We start from the raw sequence: 15,244 nt of genomic DNA on the forward strand, positions 1-15,244 counted from the left end.
TGTCCACGACCACGAGTGTAACTTCGAGTTCGGCGTCGAGGTCGACTCCGGCTTCGACTCCAACTCCAATTCCAATCCCAACACCAGCACCAACTCCAACTCCAACTTCGACGCGACCACTACCTATTCTGAGCCATGAGTGATGCACAGCGACCGATCGACGACAGCGTACCGAGCGAGCAACCGAGCACTGGCGGTGCGGACGAAGACGACAGTGGCAATGACGAGTTCGAACCCGTACAGGTCTTCCCGGAGGCCGAGGAGATGGACCTCCGTCCGGGCGCGGACAACTGTTATAAGTGCTCAACCTGCGACACGAACTGCCCCGTCGCCGAAGTCGACGACGAGTTCCCCGGGCCGAAGTTCCAGGGGCCAGAACAGTGGCGACTGAAGCGCCAGGACGACCACGACATCGACGAATCGGTGATGAAGTGTTCGAACTGCATGCGCTGTGATAGTGCCTGCCCCTCGAGTGTCCCGCTCTCACAGATGCACAACACGGCGCGGGCGGAGTACGTCGAGGAGAACATGAGCAAATTCTCGCGCGAGTACCTTCGCAACCGGATGCTGGCGAACTACCGGCGACTCGCCCCGCTGGCGTCGATGTTCCCACGCACAGCGAACTTCGTGATGGGACTCTCGGTCACGAAGTGGCTCGGTGAGAAGACCCTGGGGATCACGAGCGAGCGTGACTTGCCCACGTTTGCGACAGAGACGTTCCGCGAGTGGTGGACGGACAGGGGCGGGGCGAAGGTTCAGAACGAGAACAAGCGCATCGCCTACTTCCACGGCTGCTACTCGAACTACAACACCCCCGAGGTCGCGAAGGCGCTCGTGCGCGTTTACGAACACTTCGGCTACGAGGTCATGGTCCCCGAACAGTCCTGCTCCGGCACGCCGATGTTCGCAAACGGCATGCTCGAGGACGCCCGCCGCGCGGCCGAGACGAACGTCCGCGAACTCGCCGCAGCCATTGAGGACGGCGCAGACGTTATCGCGTCGTGTAGCTCCTGCTCGATGTCGATTCGCCAGGAGTACCCCGAACTGTTCGATTTCGAGGACACCGAGACCGTCGCCGCGAACACCTGGGACGCCGTCGAGTATCTCCGCGTCCACGAGGATTTGACAGGTGCACTCGAGAACACGACCGTTGACGACGAGTTCGACGACATGGCGTATCACGCACCGTGTCATTCACGTAACCAGGGACTCGATGGACAGACGATCGAAGTGATGGACGCGATCGACGGCATCGACGCACACGACGTGGGCGACTCCTGTTCGGGTATCTCGGGCACCTACGGGTGGAAAGAAGAGAACTACGAGACGTCGATGAAGATCGGCGAGGAGATGTTCGAGCACATGGACGAAGCTGAGGCCGAAACCGGCCTGACGGAGTGTCCGACCTGTTCGATGCAGATGGAACACGGTACCGGCTACGAGATCAAGCACACGCTCGAGGTACTCGAGGCGGCCCTCGTCAGTGATGGTGGTGGCTCGCACGCGGAGACTGGTGCGAGTTCGAGCTTGGGTGAGGCTGAGGGAGAGGGTAAGAGTACCGAGACAGGAACGGAGTCAGACTGATGAACCTTCAGGAGCGCATCGCTCGCCGACGATCGGCACACCAGGGACGGACAGTAATGGTCGACCGCGACCATCTGAGCCCTATCGTCCACCGTCCAGAGCCGATCGGCCGCGGTCCCGTCCTGGAACAGTTACTCGACGAACTTGAGCCCGTCTTCGACGGTGATCTACCGGAGCCGGTCGCCGTCGTCGGTCCGCCGGGATCGGGCACGTCTGCGATCGTCACTGCGCTGTTCGATGCGCTCAACGACCGACTTGGCGAATCGAGCCGATCAATTGCAACGACGACGCGTGCGGGCAGCACCGGTCCGGTGACCTGGTTCGTCTACGTCGACGGCCGCCGCGTCGAGAGTGCCTTCGCGTTCTATCAGGCTGTTCTCTCGGTGATTTCGGCAGAACCAGTGCCTGAGAGTGGAATTGGGACGGACGATCTCCGCGACCGGCTGACTACACGCCTCGCGCGCCATGATCGCCGGGCTATCGTCGCCATCGATCACCACGACGAACCCGAAACGCTTCGATACGAGCGGGCCAGAGAGCTCCTCGAACCAGTCAGTGACAGTGTCGCGACGATGGCGGTCGGACAGTCGACGCCAGAGAACTGGCAGCCCGCCCACGTCGAGAACAACGGCGGTGCAGGCCAGATTGGGGCCGAAAACGAGGCCGACACCGACGAGGACTACCCGACAACCAGAGACAACAGAGCGCAGCTGAGGGGGTCGGTCGTCACCGTTCCGGCGTACCGCCATCACGAACTCGTCGACGTTATCACCGACCGCGCCTCGACCGGCCTCGCCGCGGGCGTCCTTGACCACGAGTCCGTGCGCGAACTCGCCATCTGGGCCGACGGCAACGCCCACGACGCACTCGCCGCGCTCTTCGGCGCGGCCTGTCGCGCCACCGAAACCAGCACAACCCGTATCGAGGACACCCATCTCGAAGCGGCGCGCAACGCGGTCCCCGACGACGGTGTCCACGTCGATCGCGCGCTTGCACTCTCTGAGACGCGCCAGCAAGTGCTCGTCCACCTCGTCGACGTCGACACCGACAGCCGACCGATCCGGGAAGTCGCGGCCGCCATCGCCGAACGGTCGACACTCACCAACGGCACGGTCAAGCGCTTCCTCTACGAACTCGCAGACCGGGGCGTCATTGAACGCGTCCCGCTTCCCACGACCGGCAGTGGCCGCCGGCCGAGTACAGTCGAACCTCGCTTTCCGACGCTCGTTTTCGAAGCGCTCACCTCAGCGGTGACCGATACGGCAAGCGATACAGAGACGGGCGAAATAACCGATAGAGACGCGGGGACGGACACAAACGAGGAGGCAGACACCAACACGAATACGAGCACAAACTAACGCGCGAAACGACCCTTCCCCATGAAACGATAGTACTCTTTTTAACAATCGGCGTGAATGAGATGAATATTCCGGAGAAGACATGACGATTGAGTTTGCGGCAGTCACCGATCCGTCAGGGCTCGAGTTCCACGATTCGATCGAGCAGCGACATCTCCGCGTCGGCACACCGGAGACAGTGTCACCGACCACAGTCGATCCGCAGGCGTTTCGCTTTCCGGTCAATAAAGCCTGCACAATACTGACCGACGAGATTCGGTTCGACCAACCCTATTCCGTGACGATCCACGACGAAACGGGCCGAACCGAATCAAACGTCGGTGTCGGCGGACACACCACACTTGAGGACCGACCGCAGTTCGTCGGGCTTAGCGGCCCGATCAAACTCTACTGCCGCATCGATACCGCGGCGACGGTTGACATCGGTCTCACCGCTGTCCGAATCGATCTCGAGCACGAGACGACGGTCACGATCGGCGCACGCTCGTTGCACGACCGACCCGCAGGGACGATCACGACGCCACCGGACATCGAGTCGATGGCAGCAGCACTCTCTGCGTTCCCCTCCGCGCTGAAGAGTACCACACCTGAACGGACGTGGCCGACGCTTCGCGGCCACCCACCACTGATCGAATTGGGTGACACGCTCGAGATCCCGGACGCGGTCAGGAAATCCGATATCGGACCTGCAACGGGTGCTAGGATCAGAGCAGTCTCAGATACCGGCACCCTGCCGGCCGACGAGACAACGCTCACGGGCAACAAAGCGGTTACAGAGACAGATCAGCTAAATGGATTAGCGACGACATCAACCGCTGGCGAACGTGAGGCCGAGGGTGAAGCAGAAATCAAATCCAAAGCCAAAACCAAACCAGCAAACGAGAGCATCACGATCACCGTACCGGAGCGGTACCTCACGCTCTTTCAGGCTGCACCGCTCGCGTTCTTCCTCGGCGCTCGGATCCAACCCGGCACCGAGCCTGCACTCGAGACGCCACTGTTCGAGTACCCGCTCCCGAGTGATGAGACGTTCGGCGACGAGATTGCCGACCTGCTCAAGCGGTTCTTCTTCCTCGACTGTCTCACCCGAACGGAGGGTATCTTCCAGTACAACCTTCTCGAGCGCGCGGAACTCGAAGACGAGTTGCCGTTCGAGTTCGAGGAGACCTACGACGAGCCGTTACCCGAGCGACTGGCGCGGTATCTTGAGGTCCCGTTCGATCTGATCGAGACCCACGCACCCCGATGGCCGCTGACGGCCCACATTCCACCGGAGCCGGAGAGCATTGAGCTGTTGCCGTTCATCGTCAACGAACTCGGAATTGTCCGCCCCTCGCGCGGCGAAGCACCGCCAGAGCCGCCGGGGACGCCGGCAGCCGATGCACAGCTCGTTCGGTCGACGAGCGAAGTGCCACCCGCTGCGATCGACCGCTCACCCGCTCCATCGCCGTCGCCCTCACCAGGCGCTCCACCGGACGAATCCGCGTTCGTCGTCCCCGACGTGACCGACGAGTCCGTCGAACACGCCTGGTTCGGTAACAACGTCCCCCAGAACGCCTCGAAGGCGACCATCGAGGCCTACCGAAACCAGCTGGACCGTGACACGCGAAACGAGTCAATCGAAATTCTCCTCGTTTGTAACGACGCCCGGATGCTCGACGAGCACGACCTGCTCGACGATACCTACGGAAACCGGGAGGAACTCCCCTTCACGATCGACTCCGAATTCGGCGTCGACAGCGACCACCTCGAAACTCTCCTCACCGAAGGCGGGTACGATTTCGTCCACTACATCGGCCACGCGACCGAAGATGGCCTGCGCTGTCCCGACGACAACCTAGACATCCGGACACTCGAGTCGGTCGACGTGGGCGTCTTCTTCCTGAACGCCTGTCGCTCCTACCAGCAGGGACTCGCGATGATCCGCCGCGGTGCGTTCGGCGGTGTCAGCACGTACGGCGATGTCGCCAATGAAGATGCCGTCGAAGCAGGTGAAACGATGGCCCGATTGCTCAATCGAGGCTTCCCGCTTCGAGGGGCACTCGAGATCGCTCGCCAGAATACAGCACTCGGTGAGCAGTATCTCATCGTCGGCGATGGGTCGGCCGATATTGCGCAGTCCGACGGTGGTGCCCCTGCTATCGTCAAACTCGACGCAGGCGATAGACAAATGTACGACTTTGCTGTCCAATCGTACTCAACGAAAGAGTTTAAATTAGGTACAGCGACGGAGTCGAATTGTCCTTCAGTTGAAGACTGGCACCTTAGTCCCGGTTATACGCCATTTTCGACCATTGACCAAGTCACTGTTCGGGAGTATTTGTCGTGGAATGAGTTGCCTGTCCTCATAGGTGGAGACCTCTACTGGAATGACGGGGTCGGCACTTTCGACATATAAAAGAAAGTCTGTACGCCTTTTTCATAACGATTGAACAAAGCGTATTGCAAGAAACGGAGTGGTGATGACGCGCAGCTTTATGGGCCAACCTGCGAACTAGTTCCTGCGACGACCGTTCCTGCCTGGCTAAGGAGAATGCACAGGGTGAACAGTGCGCCGATCATTCGTGGGTGCTGGGCGAGGTAATCCGTCATGCTGTCAGGTACGGACATTACACTCCAATGGTTACCACCATTGGAAATAAATGTATCTTATACTTCCATACACAATGTTACAGAAAGAAGTGACACAAGATTGAATAGAGTATGTTATTAGTTACCGTGAACAGAATGCCGTTTCGTGATGGGAAATTCGGAAAAAGAGGCCTTAGCCAGTTCTACAGGGATACAACTGCAGTATGGGCGTCGGCAAACAAACTCGCACTTTCAAACAGCATCCAAAAAGTTCGCCAGGTCAGCGAACACAACACAGCAGCTATGTCAAGTGTGGCCGCTTAGACGTCGTCCGTCTCGCCATCTGCTGCTTCCTCGTCGGCAACGGTGTCATCTCCAGCTTCCTCACCGTCATCGGCTGCCCCGTCTTCATCTTCGTCCGCTGGATCCTCATCTTCAGTCTCGATCTCCTCGAGTTCGACGTCGAGCGTTTCACCGTTGATGACCGCCGACTCCGAAACTTCCTGTGCTCCCTGGTACACGGTGAATTCCTCTCCATCGGACATCGCGAACGAGATTTCGTACTCGTCTTCGAGTGCCTCGACGGCACTGTTCGTATAGCCGTCTTCGACGCCGAGTTCGTCGTCCGTCGCGTATGGAACCGTCAACTCGAACGCACCGTTCTCGTCGACTTCACCCTGCTGGGTGTAGTTGAACGTAGTTCCAGTGTTAGTCTCGAGTTCGAGCGTTGCAGTGACGACATCGCCTGCAGAGACGTTCTCGTCATCGACGGTTCCGCTAAGGGTTGCACCTTCGACGCGCTCGTAGGTTTTGACCGAGGCAGTCTCGCGCTGTCCGATCTCCTCGTACTCGAGGTTTGGATGCTGCTGGATCTGTTGCAACTCCAAGAACGTATTCGGACTCGACAAGTCCTGGTTGAGACGGACTTGCGGCGTTCCGTCCTCCGCCGTCAGCACCTGATCGGTGTCAGAATTGATGATCGCGTAACTCATGAACTGCGTCGCGTGCTCCTCGTTTTCGTGGACGAGGCGGTAGTTCTCCATTCCGACTGCGTTGTTGAAGTACAGCGACGAGAGGACCGTATCGTCGTACGGTACGTTGTTGAACACCTCTGCGACCTCGTCACGGTCGATCTGTTCGGTTCCGTCGTAGTCTTCCGGCGTAATGTAGTGGTTGTGATCAGGGCCGGTCCACGCAGTGATCGCTGGGAACTTGCCTGCAGCCATCGCGTCGTCAATCATCACGTATCGGATCTCGTTGTCAGCGTTCGCTGCCTGGTCGACGATGTCCTGTAGTTCCTCGTTGGTCTCGTTAGTTGGCTCCTCGCCGGCAGCGATCGCGTCGAGGATCAGTTCTGCACGCTCTTCGGATTGTGCAGTCAGGAACGCCGACGACGAGTCAGCATGCGACTGGAACGGGTTGGAGTGTGCCATGCGCTCATCCTGGACGTTGATCAGATGGCCGTAGTCCCACCAGGAGAGCACACCGTAGGAGCCTTCAGGATAGTCGAAGGTCCCATCCTCGCTGTACTCGTAGTAGCCGTTGTAGTCGAGTTGATCGGAACTGGTTGCATCGCCCCAGTCACCCGGCTCAGGCGTATTTTCGGCCATCCATTCGTTCGAGTCCTCCCACGTTACGGACTCTGGGTGTGGTCCCGTGTTGCCGCCTGCTGCAGCCGCGTGTGAGTCTGCCATCGGTGGGAGCAACGGAACGAACAACATCATCAGGACCAGCCCGAGAGCGATGACCTGATACGTCTCGATGTCACGGAGACTATCGAGGTTGTCCGGTAGGGTTAGCCAGTTCATCGCAACAGCGACGAAGTACGCGTTGAGCACGGCAACCGCCACGACGAGGTAGTAGTTGAATCGAACCTGCGTCAAGGCCATGCTGATCAAGAACAGCGACCAAACCGTAACAAGCAGATGTTCTGCGCGGAACTTGCGTCCGAACAGCGGTCGGAGAACGAGCAACGCAAGCCCAATGAGGGCACTGTAGAACGCGAGCCCGAACTCAGAGAACATGTGGTCTGCAGGATCGCTCGGCGGTTGGACCTCCTGAACCGTCAGTGCCGAGGCACCGTGTCCAAACGGAACGAGTCGTCCCGAGATGTTCGAGATGAGCGTGCTGTAAACATCGGGAAGAACAACCGCGAGCGCCACGATCGTAAGTACGATCGAGCCAGCGATCGCAGCAGGGTAGCCACGCCGATCGAGGCCTTGTTCTTCCCACTGCCGCGCCAGAAACGCCATGAACACACATCCCCCAGCGACGAGCAGCGGGAACGTCGGCTGGAAGTAGTCAAAGCCGGTTGCACTGAATCCAGATTCTTGAATCCGAAGCGCTGTTCCTGCGGAAACGACGAGCATACTGACGACGCCGACGAATGCAACGTGATCCGGAGAACGACCGCTAAGGAAATCCAGTGATAGCTGAATTACGAAGAAGACGCCGAAGATACCGACGAGGACGACACCTGGCGGCCACGAGAGGATATAGAGTAGCGTCGCAAAGCCGGCTAACGCGCTGTAGATGGCAGGACGTTTGAGCTGATCCCACTCTTTCGTCTTGACGAGTTCGTAGATCGGACGATCCTGTTCTGCCGTGCGCAGCGCGACCATCATCGCGAGAATCGCGAGCGACATGAACAGCACCTCGGCGACGTGATGCTGGAGTTGTCCCGCAGTGGTGCGTGCGAGGAAGGTCCCCGGTGCGAGTGCGAGGATTGCGATGCCAGCGAGGCCACCAACCGTTCCACCGAGACGACGACCGATGTAGAACGTCGGGACGGCGACGAGTGCAGCCATCGCGGGGACCGTGATGAGGGCTGCAAGAAGGATTTGGTTCTGTGACGGATCACCAAGTCCGATAATCATCGCGACCGTTGCGATAATAAAGTCGAACAGCGTTCCGAACTGGCCGGAGAGGTGTCCTTCTGGGAACGATGTCCACGGATCGACGAGAATCATGTTCGGATAGTTCTCGACCGCCCATTCTGTCGTTCGCCAGTGGTACCAGGAGTCGACAGCCTGGAGGGAGAGGCTGTCTTCACCGTAGAATGCGTCGTAGTTCTGGAAGCGAACGTAGAACATAAACGCAACCACGGCAATGATCCCGGGGATATGGTACTGCCGGCGAAGGAAAGCGTAGACGCCCGAGGTGTCGGAAACCTCGGTAGAACGCTCCGCTTGCGTTTGGTTACTCATCTTGCCCTACTGAAGATGTAACGCGTCTATAAGCCTTCTGGAACGCTGACTGTTTGATAGCAGAGATCGACAGAAACCCTTTTCTCTCAATCACCGAAAGACGGCTTCAATGGAGGTCTCCGTCGTCGTTTGTACGTATTCGATGGACCGGTTCGATGCATTTTGCGAGGCCGTCGAAAGCGTCCAAGAGCAGACGTACGATGCTGTCGAAATCGTCCTCGTCGTCGATGGGAATAAAGATGTCTTTACTCGAGTTCGTACAGAATTCGGTAACGACAAAGCAACCGTCTGTATCTGCAATGATGACAATCGCGGTGTCTCGTACAGTCGAACTAGGGGTGCTGAAATCGCCTCTGGTGATATTGTTGCGTTTCTCGACGACGATGCAGTTGCTGATTCCAGGTGGGTCGAACAGTTGGTAGATACCTACGAACGGACGGATGCGATCGCGGCAGGAGGGCGACTCGTTGGTGACTGGCAGGCAGGGAACCCGTGGTATCTCCCGCCAGAGTTCTACTGGCTCGTCGGCGTTACCCATCCCAACTTCGCAACACATCACGAAGAGGTCCGAAATACATTCGAGTCAAACATTTCATTCCGTCGTGATGTGTTCCTCGCGCTCGGTGGTTTCGATCCCGAGTTGGGTCCTACCAGCAACCGATACCTCCACTCCGAAGGTGCAGAACTGTGTGCTCGCATGCAGGAACAATACGGTAGCGGTGTTGTCTACAATTCCACTGCAGTGGTCGAGCACAAAGTGTTCGAACATCGGATCCAACCCAGATGGCTCCTCCGACGAGCGTTTCAGCAGGGATACTCGAAGCGACTACTCGAGTCGACCGTCGATGATTCTGGTGGAGAAGAGGGTGCGTTTCTCAAAGAGTTGTTCACCCGTAGCGTTCCAACATACGGAGGGAAGGCGATCCGTTCTCGGTCGTTGAAACCGATAGGACAACTCCTGATGGTGTTTGCTTTTACGGCTGCCGTCGGCGTTGGGTATCTTCGTCAGCTCGTCGAAACAGGTATTCGGTCGTAATATTGTTCATCGCTGTTTTGCGAGCACTGCAACGCGGCGGCCCCAACTTGTTCGATGCTCAAAAATCCAGTCCAGCAACCGCGTAAGTCTTGACCGTTGATAGGGGGACAGGGGGACACTGTTTACTGTGTCAAACTCATACTGGTCAAATAGTTCGAGCAGTGCCTTGTACGTCGGTGCGTGAACATGATTGATGAACTCATTGTCATCGTAGACAGGTAACGTGCCGACTGCTCGTTCGCTTGATACCTCAACGTTACGTGGTTGGTGACCGGTTAGTAGGGAGAAGCGATTAATCCAACTACCAAGGTTTGGTGTGGCAATCCAAAACCAGCCGTCTCGAAGTACTCGACTAACTTCTGAAAAGAGATTATCGTAGTAGCGAAGGTGTTCAAGCAAACCGAAGGATAAGACGAGGTCGATTGAAGAGTCGGCAAATGGGAAAGTATCGTTCTCGGCATTTATGTCATAAACAGTTATACCACTGTTAGATGCTTCATCTCGAAGGGTAGGGTCAGTGTCGATTCCATATACTTCATTAGCGCTAAGGTATTCAGCGAGTCCTGCTACGAGTCCCCCGCGGTTACAACCGACATCAAGTATTGTATTAATCGACGATTTATTCTTTTTAAGCAATGTGAGTTGCTGACGGACGGCATCAAACGAGTGAAGAATAGAAGTTTTCTGTATTTCAGTATTAGATAGATGCTTCTGGAATGGTTTTGGTAAACTCTGTCTATGGCTCCTCTCCATGCTCGTCCGGAGTACCGTGTACCAGACACTTATTATTTCGCTATATACCCGCACAATAGGCCACATGGCGTGATCATCACGTGTTTTAAATATTTGTATCAGAAGGTGATGACATGGATGATGAGGACTTTGATGAAGTTTGTGTCGTCACGCATCCACTTGCTCCTGCGAGCGAGAACGCAACAAGGACACTCCTTGAGATTCTATCAACAATTACGACAGTATCGCTAGTGACATCTGGACTCTCTGATGATTCGAGATTACGTGATGAGTACGAAGTTGCTGAACTAACCAACGAAGGTGTTGGCAACTCGATTTTAGTTGCTGCTATTCGATTTATCCTCAACCAACTGCGAATGTGTTGGGTGATAGCTAGGCGTGATGAATCAGTTATCCTCTTTTTTGGTGCGACATCGTATGTACTCCCAATTGCTTTCTCACGGTTATTCGGAAAAACAGTCGTACTTGAACCTCGAGGGAATGTCCCCCTTACGTTAGAACTTCAGTGGAAAGAGCGAGTTCCGTCGGTAATGGCCATTGGACTTGCACGGATCGTCTGGCTGCTGGAGAGGGTAGGGTATCAGCTCGCTCATGGAATCGTCACATACACACCAGCGATGGCGGAACAACTTGATCTCGGACCCTATACTCACAAACTCTATCCAAATGGTGCACGATATATCGATGTTACTCACTTTCAGCCACGGACTGCCTTTGACAACCGCGAAGTAGTTGTTGGGTTTTTGGGACGAATTGACGAAGAGAAAGGAATTCGAAAACTAGCAACAGTTGCTAAGCATCTCCCGGAAGATATTACATTTCGATTCATTGGTGATGGAAATCTCACAACGTGGCTTGAGTCTGAACTTGAATCAGAGATCCGTGATGGTTCAGTTGAGGTCGTAGGGTGGGTTGATCACGAAGGTGTACCAGAGCAACTAAGCGAACTTCAGTTACTAGTTATGCCTTCTCATCCGACGGAGGGTCTACCGACCGTCATTCTTGAATCGTTCGCATGCGGAACACCAGTCTATGCAACTCCCGTTTCTGGGGTACCAGACGTCGTAAGAGGCGACGAAACGGGTTTTTTGATGAGAGAATCACATCCACAAGAAGTAGCAAAAAATATCGAGCGAATCATACGGTCGGAACCGCTGTCTGAGATGAGTAAAACGTGTCGTGAGGTGGCTGTTAAGACATATAGTAAGGATGGCGCAGTTGACCGCTACCGTACTATTCTTTGCAATTTATAAACCAGTCTCACCCGGGAGACTGATGTTCCGTCTGTGAAATAAGATTGCTATATCTGGATGTGAAAAACCATCAGGAACGTTGGAAATCTTCTCTTTTAGTGGATCGCCAATGACACCTCCTGCTTTAGCTGGACTTTTGGTTCGTAGCTCGTCCTCGAGAGAAGCAGCAATTTGATTGCGTAGATCTTGCCACTCAGCGTGACGGACAGCGATTCGAACTGGAATTAAATCTAGGTCGAGTATTTTTGCAATGGATAACCGATGACGTCCCTCGTTGAGATAGAAGGACCCTGTCCGGCCGATATCAACTGTGATTTCGTGCCGTAAGATCGAGTCAGTGGGAAAGGTGGTTAGACTTCTTGTCGAAGTAATACCCATCGGGTCATTCTGATTACTCAGAAGTTGCTCCTGAGTTTGATATCCATACTGTTCGATAGTCGAATACAATTCATCCAAGCGTTGAAAACGCCGTTTTAATCCTGTTGGTGTTCGACTTCTAGCGTACTGACCTTCTTGCACAGCACGTAATTTCTTCTTGTAGTAATCTGTTTCCTCCCAATCTAATCCATCTTCGTAATGTGATTTAAAAGAATTATGAATTAACATCGACGAGAATAAGATAGACTCCTTATCCCAGTCACCGTCAACAACACGCGAGGTGTCAGATATAAAATCGAACTCCTTCCCGGAATGATATGTTATTTTTTCTGGCGGAATGTAGAACGTTCTATATGGATCGATTGTTGCCGATCCTGTGTTACTCGAGTTGTTCTTCCATGATGAGACGCTATAATTCACATGATCATATGTATTCCAAAGTCGTCGAAAAAGCGGTTCTGAACGCGGGAATCGGTCCATTAAGTAGCGCATTGAGTTGCGCAGATGATCGGTTAAAAACATAAATAATCGTATCTAACTCGAAACAAAGGGGTTTGCTGTCGTACCATATTTGAACCATTTATGATTAGTAGACATCAATTTTCCACTCTATCAACTACTTTGGAAGAGTGCACTCAATATCTGGGTGGGTTGCATATTGGGTGGGAACAATATCTTTCTTCGCAATACTTTCCCTTTTCTCCTGCCACTCTCTGTGTCGGACATAGATTCGAACAGGTATTTTGCTTAGACCAAGTATTTTTGAGATACACAATCGATGCCAACCATTTCCATTGAACAATAATTCACCATCTCGACCAATATTGAGCAAGATGTTTTCAAATTTATATTCATCTCCTCGAATTTCGGACTGGGTCAAGATTCCATGAGACTTAATACTGTCATATAAGTCATCAATCTCCCGATAGCGCTCCAGTAAGTCTTCACGAGTGTAGCACTGATCTTTTTGGCCTCCATTTTGAATTATTTCTAGAAAGTCCTCGAATATCTTGGTCTCCTCCCACGTTTTACCGTCAAGAAATCTTTCTTTCAAACCGATGTATTTGGTAGATTCTGTGATTTTTTTACGTTGACGGTCCCAGAGACCATCGTAGATGGCACCTTCGTGCCCATACTTATCAAATACGTCAGCAAAGTACTGAATTTGGTCTGGTTCAATCCAAATAATCGCAAGGGGGTCGGTAAGTGCTTCGTAGCCTGAGATACGATTTTTTACCTGGTTTGATTTCGACTGAAGGACAATATACTCGTTCCGTTCTTTGATTCTCCACTTTGTAAACCTGATTCCACCACTAAGGAGACCTATCATACCTCTATTTTCATACACTCTTCTTGAGACAGTAAGTGGCTTCAAGAGGGATGACATGGGTTACAGGGAGACGATGTCGGTTCTTAGGAGAAGAATATTCTGAACAATATAAATAGTTGTATGACTCAATTGCGACAATTCGAGCACGACCGATACAGACTGGAGCGAACAAGAGAACAGGTGTCCGTTTTTCGGTGATCACAAGATTCGATGGAGAGTTCAGGACGAAGAAGTAGAGACACCTATTGTTATGCAACTATAAGCGGGCAAATAGCAATACGAATTACCCCGATCATGCGAATTGGCCAAACCTCTTTCATCGTCTTTGTCTCTAAATTCGCAAAGGCCGCCCTCGGATTCGTCGCAACAATCTACTTCGCTCGAGTACTCGGCGCTGAGATCCTCGGCTATTATGCGTTGATCCTCGCACTCGTCGCGTGGCTCGAACTCGGCGGAAAGATCGGCATCTCAACAGCAATAACAAAGCGCCTGAGCGAGGGCGAAGACCAGTCTGCGTACTTTACCGCAGGTGTGATCGCTATCGGAATCCTTGCGGCTGTGCTTTCCGTCGGTGTCGTCGTGTTTCGAGATGCGGTCAACGAATACGTCGGCGTGGAAGCCGCAGTGTTCGTCGTCTTTTTGCTCGTGCTCAAACTCATCCACTCGCTCCTGACTGCCGTTCTGCAGGGAGAGCATCTAGTCCATATATACGGACTCCTCGATCCGTTGAAGACAGGATCGCGAGCCATCATCCAGATTGGCCTCGTGTTCGCCGGATTCGGACTCACGGGGATGATCGTTGGCAAGGGAATCGGTGTCTTGATCGCGTCACTGGTTGCGCTGGTATTTGTCTCGGTTACGCTCACACGACCATCGACCGAGCATTTCCGTAGCCTCTTCGACTACGCGAAGTACTCGTGGCTCGGAAATCTCGAGTCGAGATCGTTCAATGACGTGGACATCGTTATTCTTGGCGCGTTAGTCTCCCCTGCACTCGTCGGAATCTATTCGGTCGCCTGGAGCATCGCGAAGTTTCTCACCGTGTTCGGCACGGCGGTGAAGGCGACGCTGTTTCCGGAGCTCAGCGTTGCCGACGCCGAAGGAGACAGTGAAACGGTTTCTGCACTCGTCAGTGATGCACTCACGTACGGCGGGTTAGTCATCATTCCTGGATTGTTCGGTGCGATACTGCTCGGCGATCGATTGCTTCTGCTGTACGGGTCAGAGTTCGTCCAGGGAACTGCCGTCCTCGGCGTACTAATTGTCGCGACACTAGCTCGCGGCTACCAGAAACAGCTCGTCAACGTACTCAACGGAATCGACCGACCAGACGTCGCATTTAGAGTCAACGCAGTCGCCATCGTTGCGAACGTCGTGCTCAACGTCGTGCTGATCCTCTGGCTCGGCTGGCTCGGCGCGGCAATCGCAACTGCCCTGTCCGCGACGATCGGCTTATCGCTCTCGCTTCGTGAACTCCACCGGCTCGTTGCGTTCGACATTCCGTACGGTGAGCTTGCCCGACAGCTCAGTGCTGCCGTTGTAATGGCAGTAATCGTGTTCGGAGGCCAGAACACCATCGAAGCGACCGGTATCCTCGAGCAGAACGTGGTGATACTCGTCCTCCTCGTTGCGGTCGGAGCAGGCACGTACTTTGTGACACTGTTCACGATTTCGCGACGGTTCCGATCCACGGTCGTTGCAAATTCGCCGGTTCGGCTTCCGCTCGTGTCCTGAGAGTTCACTTACTTCTTGGCCCCGATTCTCACGAACGACTG

General features: G+C 54.5%; 11 protein-coding genes. 6 read left to right on the forward strand and 5 right to left on the reverse strand.

The features are described 5' to 3' along the window. Positions 1-135: 135 nt before the first annotated feature. From C482_RS14695 to C482_RS14705, 3 genes are all read left to right on the forward strand, one after another. Entirely contained in the window at positions 136-1,584 is a 1,449-nt protein-coding gene (locus C482_RS14695; protein WP_006168500.1) for an anaerobic glycerol-3-phosphate dehydrogenase subunit C, read from the forward strand. Then, entirely contained in the window at positions 1,584-2,942 is a 1,359-nt protein-coding gene (locus tag C482_RS14700; RefSeq protein ID WP_049896801.1) for a Cdc6/Cdc18 family protein, read from the forward strand. Before C482_RS14695 ends, C482_RS14700 begins: the two co-directional genes overlap by 1 nt. A gap of 82 nt (positions 2,943-3,024) precedes the next feature. After that, positions 3,025-5,340, forward strand: coding sequence for a hypothetical protein (locus C482_RS14705; RefSeq protein WP_006168502.1), 2,316 nt, complete (start codon positions 3,025-3,027; stop codon positions 5,338-5,340). Between the two features lie 77 nt (positions 5,341-5,417). Here C482_RS14705 and C482_RS22680 read toward each other — a convergent pair whose 3' ends face one another. Both C482_RS22680 and C482_RS14710 read right to left on the reverse strand, forming a co-directional pair. Next, positions 5,418-5,552 (reverse strand): DUF7503 family protein, encoded by a 135-nt coding sequence (locus tag C482_RS22680; RefSeq protein ID WP_275039634.1) that lies wholly within the window; start codon positions 5,550-5,552, stop codon positions 5,418-5,420. Between the two features lie 281 nt (positions 5,553-5,833). Then, positions 5,834-8,719: an oligosaccharyl transferase, archaeosortase A system-associated gene (locus tag C482_RS14710; protein WP_006168503.1), complete on the reverse strand. Its 2,886-nt coding sequence runs from the start codon at positions 8,717-8,719 to the stop codon at positions 5,834-5,836. A gap of 109 nt (positions 8,720-8,828) precedes the next feature. Here C482_RS14710 and aglG point away from each other — a divergent pair, with 109 nt between their 5' ends. Next, complete coding sequence (gene aglG / locus C482_RS14715; RefSeq protein WP_006168504.1) at positions 8,829-9,755, forward strand: glucosyl-dolichyl phosphate glucuronosyltransferase; 927 nt, start codon at positions 8,829-8,831, stop codon at positions 9,753-9,755. A 6-nt stretch (positions 9,756-9,761) separates the two neighbouring features. On the opposite strand, the gene C482_RS20570 is transcribed toward aglG, so the two are convergent. Then, positions 9,762-10,508: a class I SAM-dependent methyltransferase gene (locus tag C482_RS20570; RefSeq protein ID WP_006168505.1), complete on the reverse strand. Its 747-nt coding sequence runs from the start codon at positions 10,506-10,508 to the stop codon at positions 9,762-9,764. 113 nt (positions 10,509-10,621) lie between these two features. Between C482_RS20570 and C482_RS20575 the strand changes: the two genes are divergently transcribed. After that, positions 10,622-11,761: a glycosyltransferase family 4 protein gene (locus C482_RS20575; RefSeq protein WP_006168506.1), complete on the forward strand. Its 1,140-nt coding sequence runs from the start codon at positions 10,622-10,624 to the stop codon at positions 11,759-11,761. Here C482_RS20575 and C482_RS21260 read toward each other — a convergent pair. Both C482_RS21260 and C482_RS14720 read right to left on the reverse strand, forming a co-directional pair. Further along, positions 11,756-12,661: a hypothetical protein gene (locus C482_RS21260; protein ID WP_152422022.1), complete on the reverse strand. Its 906-nt coding sequence runs from the start codon at positions 12,659-12,661 to the stop codon at positions 11,756-11,758. The genes C482_RS20575 and C482_RS21260 overlap by 6 nt on opposite strands. A 94-nt stretch (positions 12,662-12,755) precedes the next feature. Further along, positions 12,756-13,469 (reverse strand): hypothetical protein, encoded by a 714-nt coding sequence (locus C482_RS14720; protein WP_006168507.1) that lies wholly within the window; start codon positions 13,467-13,469, stop codon positions 12,756-12,758. Between the two features lie 294 nt (positions 13,470-13,763). Here C482_RS14720 and C482_RS14725 point away from each other — a divergent pair, with 294 nt between their 5' ends. Then, positions 13,764-15,203 carry a lipopolysaccharide biosynthesis protein gene (locus tag C482_RS14725; protein WP_006168508.1) on the forward strand — a complete coding sequence of 480 codons (1,440 nt, stop codon included), beginning with the start codon at positions 13,764-13,766 and terminating at the stop codon, positions 15,201-15,203. Positions 15,204-15,244: the final 41 nt, after the last annotated feature.

The organism is Natrialba chahannaoensis JCM 10990, assembly GCF_000337135.1.
GTDB classification, from domain to species: domain Archaea; phylum Halobacteriota; class Halobacteria; order Halobacteriales; family Natrialbaceae; genus Natrialba; species Natrialba chahannaoensis.